This window comes from Brevibacterium sp. (assembly GCF_052105255.1).
Classification (GTDB): domain Bacteria; phylum Actinomycetota; class Actinomycetes; order Actinomycetales; family Brevibacteriaceae; genus Brevibacterium; species Brevibacterium linens_B.
The window spans coordinates 1-6,466 of the sequence record NZ_JBQDYQ010000101.1 but is presented as its reverse complement, the minus strand read 5'-3'; the positions used below and the strand labels follow the sequence as shown (position 1 = coordinate 6,466).

6 protein-coding genes and 1 tRNA gene are annotated in these 6,466 nt (G+C 62.0%); 3 read left to right on the top strand and 4 right to left on the bottom strand.

The window, feature by feature from the left end; all coding sequences use genetic code 11:
• Positions 1 to 251: 251 nt before the first annotated feature.
• The 3 genes from ACTIIH_RS15750 to ACTIIH_RS15740 all read left to right on the top strand — a co-directional run bounded on the left by ACTIIH_RS15750 (position 252) and on the right by ACTIIH_RS15740 (position 2,248).
• A complete protein-coding gene (locus ACTIIH_RS15750; RefSeq protein ID WP_441452776.1) occupies positions 252 to 524 on the top strand; it encodes a hypothetical protein in 273 nt (90 codons plus the stop codon).
• A 43-nt stretch (positions 525 to 567) separates the two neighbouring features.
• Positions 568 to 807 carry a helix-turn-helix domain-containing protein gene (locus ACTIIH_RS15745; RefSeq protein WP_441090424.1) on the top strand — a complete coding sequence of 80 codons (240 nt, stop codon included), beginning with the start codon at positions 568 to 570 and terminating at the stop codon, positions 805 to 807.
• Positions 808 to 1,141: 334 nt separating this feature from the next.
• A complete protein-coding gene (locus ACTIIH_RS15740) occupies positions 1,142 to 2,248 on the top strand; it encodes a tyrosine-type recombinase/integrase (protein WP_441452775.1) in 1,107 nt (368 codons plus the stop codon).
• 261 nt (positions 2,249 to 2,509) lie between these two features.
• On the opposite strand, the gene ACTIIH_RS15735 is transcribed toward ACTIIH_RS15740, so the two are convergent.
• The 4 genes from ACTIIH_RS15735 to ACTIIH_RS15720 all read right to left on the bottom strand — a co-directional run bounded on the left by ACTIIH_RS15735 (position 2,510) and on the right by ACTIIH_RS15720 (position 6,397).
• Positions 2,510 to 2,583: transfer RNA gene (locus ACTIIH_RS15735), tRNA-Ile, on the bottom strand.
• A 92-nt stretch (positions 2,584 to 2,675) separates the two neighbouring features.
• Positions 2,676 to 3,959, bottom strand: coding sequence for an EAL domain-containing protein (locus tag ACTIIH_RS15730; protein ID WP_441452774.1), 1,284 nt, complete (start codon positions 3,957 to 3,959; stop codon positions 2,676 to 2,678).
• Between the two features lie 120 nt (positions 3,960 to 4,079).
• Positions 4,080 to 5,501, bottom strand: a complete 1,422-nt coding sequence (locus ACTIIH_RS15725) for an MFS transporter (RefSeq protein ID WP_441452778.1) — start codon at positions 5,499 to 5,501, stop codon at positions 4,080 to 4,082.
• 110 nt (positions 5,502 to 5,611) lie between these two features.
• On the bottom strand, positions 5,612 to 6,397 hold the full coding sequence (locus ACTIIH_RS15720) for an LLM class flavin-dependent oxidoreductase (RefSeq protein ID WP_441452777.1): 786 nt from the start codon (positions 6,395 to 6,397) through the stop codon (positions 5,612 to 5,614).
• Positions 6,398 to 6,466: the final 69 nt, after the last annotated feature.

The following is a 6,466-nucleotide window of genomic DNA, read 5'->3' as shown; positions in this document are numbered from 1 at the left end:
GCCAGCGACCCCTTCTATCCTGACGGATGATGGGGCTACTTAAAAGGTAACGGGGCCCGAGACCGGAGTTATGGAGGAGCCTCCGGGAAGCTCAGTGTGGAAGAGACCGGTGAGAGACCGGGACACTACCTCCTGCCCGCTCATCGTGTCCGAGCTCAAATTCGAGTGAGCCCCCGGACATCAAGCAGATCGGTGGATCAAGGATAAACACTCATCTGAATATCCTCGAGAACAACGAGGATATCAGGGAGTTGGAGAACATCAGTCGGAAGCGGGAATGGGCCGATGGCGATCGCAGCTTCGTCGACGAGGTCAAGTCGTGGAACGAATTCCTCTCCGATCCCGACGACTATGGGGACGATTGCGGACAGCACATGAGGTCGTTCAGGATCGACGATTGGGACCCGAGCAATCCCAAACACCTGGCCGCGAAGCTCCGGCATGCGGAAACCTGGCTGACCGAACACCGTGATATGGGAATTCGACAGTATGTCGCTGGTCTCAAGCGCCACGACGCTGCGTGAAACCGGCCCCGCATACAGAACTGGTATGGACTCAAAACGCACCGTGACCAACGAAGACTCAACTGATGCCGACGAAAGGCTCTTCAGCCCGAAAGAGCTCTCGCTTTATCTCGGCGTGACCACTGGCGCTCTCGCGCAAATGAGGCATATGGGCAATGGCCCCGAGTACATCAAGATCTCTTCGCGCTCGATCCGATACCGCCGCAGTGTCGTGGAGGCGTGGCTCGAGGCCCGCACGGCCGTACGCACTGACGACGAAAGCGTCATCGAACTCCACGGATGACTAGTCCGCTCGCCAAGTAGAATCCAATCGTTACGATTCGGCGCAAACAGTCGCGATCTACGTCGACGTAGCACGGGAGCTACAGCCCGAGTGATCCAGCAGATACACGCTTATAGCCAGCGAAACAAAGGACATCACCATGCCGCGCCCGGTGCTCAAGGTCGGGGAGCACACCCCACTCGTTTTCGCCATCGAAGAGATGGACACTGGCAACTGGTTGGCAGAATCGACTCGGCCACCCGGATACCGTGCCCCGCGGAAGGCACGATGGAAGGCCAAGTGCCAGTTCCAGACCGGCCGATCGTCCAAGCCGAAGCGGATCAGTGCGATTGGTGTGTCCAAAGCGAACGCCCGCCGCCGCCTCGAAGATCTCATTGACTCCTACTCGGAATCGATCGGTCGAACAACGGTCCGCGGCGACACCCTCGGATTCCGCATCGCGGGGTACATCTCCGACGTCGAAGCCGGCTTGATTCCGTCGATTCAAGCGGAGCGCAGCAAAGCTTCTTATCGTCAGATCGCGAATCAGATTCTCTTATCAGGTAGCGACTCGCAGATCGCCGAAATGCCGGTCAGTGAACTCACCACAGGTGATCTCAACCGAGAGATGCTGCGCCTCCATCATCTGGGCCACACCTCGAAGTTGCGGCACTGGAAAGCGATCATCAGGGCCGCATTGAACCGAGCGGTCAACGACGGAGCCATTCTGTTCAACCCGGCAGTGTCCCTGGAAGCCACTCCGCGAGCGAAGAACGCCAAGCCCAAGGTCCGCAAGAATGGTGCGGCGAGAGGCAAGCGGGATGTCCTGTCCGAAGAACAGGTTCAGCACCTACTCAAGACGGCCTCCAACGACTGGTCGGCTCCGAATACTGGAGCGTCCGACATTCTGCATATCAATGCGGCGATCGGAACGAGAATCAGTGAAATCACGTCAATCCAATGGCAAGACCTCACACTCTCGGATGACACTTCGGTGATACGTATCGTGGGGAAGCTTGTGCGAAAACGGGGCTCCGGGATGATGTGGGAAGACTTCGCGAAGTCCGACCTATCAGCACGGTCGATTCCACTTCCCGATGCGACGGCAGCCAACTTCAAGCGTCGATGGGCTGCACTACAGGACAAGGGGAGGTCCACCCCTGCCACCAAGACCGAGTCCACATACGTCTTCGCCTCGACAACCGGAACGCTGCCTGATTCGGACAACATGACCAAACGCCTGAGGCGCATCTTCGACCTCGCAGAGCTGAAGTCTGCGACCAACCACACGCTTCGTCGTACAGTTGAGAATCGCCTCATTCGGGCTGGTGTCCCGTTTGTCGACATCGAACTCATCATGGGTCACTCTCAGGCCGTTGCGCACCTCAGCTACTGGGACCGACAGAGCACGCCCTTCGGTGCATTGGAGGGAATGGTCGCCTACCCGCAGGCGGACTCGTGACCGCACGATGCAGAAAAGGACGCACTTGCTGCGTCGCTACAATAACTCTTCGACAGTATCGATCAACACTCGAACCTGTCACCAGCAAATTTGCACATATGAGGAAGCCGCAAGCTTACCGAGACAATTATCAGTTCCCATGTGACCACCTCGCGGACAAAGCGCGTGCAACTGCGAAACATAAAGCGCACTTAAAGCGCACTTCAGGATATTTCGAAGGATCCGCGCGGCGATCTACAAGCTCTTCACCTGCAATAACAGTGCCCCCGGTCGGACTTGAACCGACGACCAAGGAATTATGAGTTCCCTGCTCTAACCAGCTGAGCTACGGGGGCCAGCCGAGACAACATTAGCACCATCGGAGTCCGCTTCCCCATTCGGATCACACGTGCGTTCTGCAAAGCCGGGACACCCGGACTCGCGCTGCTCAGGCCCGCAGCCTCGCCGTTGCGGTGAGAGGTGCGACGCGAGTGAGAACGCTGCGTGCGGCGTCGACGCATGTGTACCGGTCGGTCGTGATGTAGACATCGAAGACGGTCTGTCCGTCGCTGCCCGGATCACTGCGTTTCGACGCCGCAACCATGCCCGACCAGTCCGGTCCGACGACCACGACACCGTGTTCGTTGCGAATGGGATCGGACGCATCGACGAGCCCGGTGCGCACTCCGGGAATCGGTGGACCGTCGAAGCCGCCGGAGAACATCGCGGTCAGCCCAACGGTGTCACGGATCTTCTCGTACCGCAGCCGTGTCGCCTCGGAGAACTCGGCGTCCTCCCCGAACACGCCGAGAGTGATGGTCGCAGTTCCCGACGCCAGAGCGCGCTCTTCCAGGGCGGCGATCTGGGCGACGAGGAGCTCGCGGTTCATCACCAGCGGCTCACGCCGGAGCCCCTGAGAGATCGAATACGGTGTGCCCAATGCCGGAAGGTTGCGTGAGTAGTGGGAGACGAGAGCGTCCTCGTTCGGTTCGGAGAACGGCTGCGGCTGTTTCGTGGCCTCACCGAAATAGCGCCCCGACATGAATCGTGCCCCCAGGGCACGCACCCGGTCGAGGTCGTCCTCGGTCTCGACACCGTCGGCGAGGATGACCGCACCGGTGCGCTCGACATGCGCGTGGAGAAGACGGTTGAGTTCTGCGAGATGAGAGTCGCAGTCGATGCGCAGAACGTCCGGGTGGAGTCCGACGACAGAAGGGTTCACCAGCGGGACGAAGGCGGTGCTGCGCAGGTCGGCACCCACGGAAGACATGCCGACTCCCCATCCCATGGCGCGTGCCGAGCGCACCGAACGCAGTACCGAGGCCGGGGACGAGGCAACGCGGTTGGCGTCGAGCTGGAGGATCACCGACCGATCGGGTTCCCCAGCACGGTCCTCGAGGGTGGCGAAGGATTCGGCTTCGGCGTGGAGGAACAGGCGGTTGGACTTCGGCAGTCCTGCGCCTTCGGCAGTGCGCAGCGCCGAATCCCGCAGGGAGGCGTCGATATCACCGGTGATCGTCGAGGCGCGCATGGCGTGGCGCAGGTTCTCCGATTCGGCACGTCCCAGTTCAGGATCACCCGTGGGAGCCTGCAGGATCTGATGGCCGACCCGTTGGAAGGTCAATACGTCGACGACGGGGGCGAAATAGGTTTCGATCCCGCCCGAGCGCACGAGCTCTTCGAGCGCAAGCTCGTCTTCGGGTACGGCCTCGACCACTGTGTTTCCTTCCATCGGCTGATGTGCGTTCACAGTCTTCCACATTCGGACACAGCGGATTGTTTAAAATTCGTAACATTATTGCGCTGACAGCTGATGCTGACCTTGCCGACCGGGTGTGCCGCGAACGGTTCCTCACGCTCGGCGGCGGCCGCCTCGGCGAACTTCGATGAGGCCGACGACTCCGGCGAGGATGACGATGACGGCGATCGCGACGAAAGCTCCCATCATTGCCCAATGCCAATTGCTCACCGCAGTGATCGAGAACGCCAGAGCGGTCATGATCGCCAATCCCATCGAGGTGCCGATGCGCTGCCCTGTCTGGAGCACGCCCCCGGAGGATCCGGCGTAGCGCAGGGGAACCTCCTGCAGGGTCAGGGTCTGATTGGGGCTGATGACCATGCCCTGAGCGGTGCCGATGAAAGCCAGGGTGAGCAGCATCCACCATTCGCTGCCGAAGCCTCGGGACAGCAGTGCGACGACGCCGATGGTGGCCAGGAGACCGACGAGGCACAGCGCGATCCCCCAGACGACGAGGCGGCGCCCGATCTGGAAGACGAACCGTCCGGACACATCCGCTGAGACCGCCGAACACAGCGCCGCCGGCAGACCGATCATTCCCGCGGCCAGGGCCGTATGCCCCAGACCCTGCTGCATGTAGATGGCGACGAGAACCCAGACGCTGGTCACGCCGAGGAAGTAGAGGGCGATGATGATCGCCCCGTTGCTGAAGCTGCGGATGCGGAAGAGATCGAGGTCGACCATGGGAGGGCGACCCTGACGCGCATAGCGACGTTCCCACCATGCCCACACCCAGATCACGCCGATTCCGAGCGGCAGCGACAGCCAGACGAACCAGCCCAGCGATGATTCGACGAAGGGCAGGAGGATGAGCAGGACGCCGACGCCGAGGAGGATGACTCCCACGGGGTCGAGATCCCTGCCGCCTTCGACGTCCTTCGCGTCCTCATCGACGGCAGGTCGCCATGCGCCGACAGGCAGCCAGACCCGGGCGAGGACGAGAGAGGCGATCGCGAAGGGCACATTGACCAGGAAGGTCGCCCTCCAGCCGAGGTCGCTGCCGAACAGTGCGATGAGGGCGCCGCCGAGCACCGGGCCGATCGCCACCGACAGGCCCACGGTGGTGCCCATCAGCCCGAAGGCACGACCGCGCGGCGCACCCTGGAAATACTGCTGCAGCAGGCCCACGACCTGCGGGTTGAGGAATCCCGAGCCCAACCCCATAATCACGCGGGAGATATTGAGCGTCAGCGGGTCCGGGGCGATTCCTGCGACCAGCGAGGAGAGCCCGAAGAGACCGACGCCGATGACGAACAGCTGGCCGCGCCCGAAGACGTCTCCTGCCCGTCCGGCGGCGACGAGAACGACGCCGAAAGACAGCGCATACCCGGTGAGCACCCATTGCAGGGCCGAGGTGGAGGCGTCGATGCCGGCGGCGATGGACGGCAGAACCACATTGATGCTCGAGACCGACAGCAGGGACATGAAGAGGGGGACGAGGCCGATGATGAGGATGCGCTTCTGCGTCTGCGTCATCGTCGTGCTCTCGCTCACTCAGTCTCCCCTGATGGTGACATGTCCCTTATGGTCATTCGTCTCCGATTGGTCACATCTTACGTTCGCAGCTGGTCCTACGACGGTACCCTTCAGCGCGCACCGGCAGGCACCCATCCGAGAGCCGGTGCGACATGCTCTGCGAAGGACTCGAGGAGGTGCAGGTTGTAGTCGACGCCGAGTTGGCTGGGGATCGTGAGCATAAGGGTGTCGGCGGCCCGGATGGCCGCATCGGCCTGGAGCTCCTCGATCAGCTTGTCCGGTTCACCCGCGAAGGTACGGCCGAACGTCGAGCGTGTGTCGTCGATAATGCCGATCTGATCAGCCTGGCCGGCCCCACGCCGACCGAAGTAGAGGTCGTCGAGGTCGGTGGTGATCGGGAAGATGCTGCGGCTGACGGACACTCTCGGAGTCCATTCGTGCCCCGCAGCGGTCCATGCTTGACGGTACTTGGCAATCTGTTCGGCCTGCAGGTCTCCGAATGCGGCGCCTGTCGCCTCGGTAAGCAGGGTCGAACTCATCAGATTGACACCCTGCTGTGCCGCCCATTCGGCGGTGGAGGCAGATCCAGCTCCCCACCAGATGCGTCGATCGAGTCCGGGGGAATGCGGTTCGATGCGCAGACGCTTCCCGGGACCGAACTGCTGCGGATCGGCCGGGGCAAGTTCCTCGCCGCGGACGGCCCGGAGGAACCGATCGAACTTCTCTCTGGCCATGTTCGCAGCCTTCGGCTCGGTCGGATCGTCGTAGCCGAAGGCTTCCCAGCCGCGCAGGGCCGGCTCCGGGGATCCGCGACTGATGCCCAACGCCACTCGCTGGTCGGAGAGCAGATCAAGGGCGGCGGCCTCCTCGGCGAGGTAAAGGGGCTCTTCATAGATAGGGCGGTGGGGAGGAGTTGAATCCGGCGTCGATGACAACGGGACCCTGGGTGCAATGATGTAGGTGTT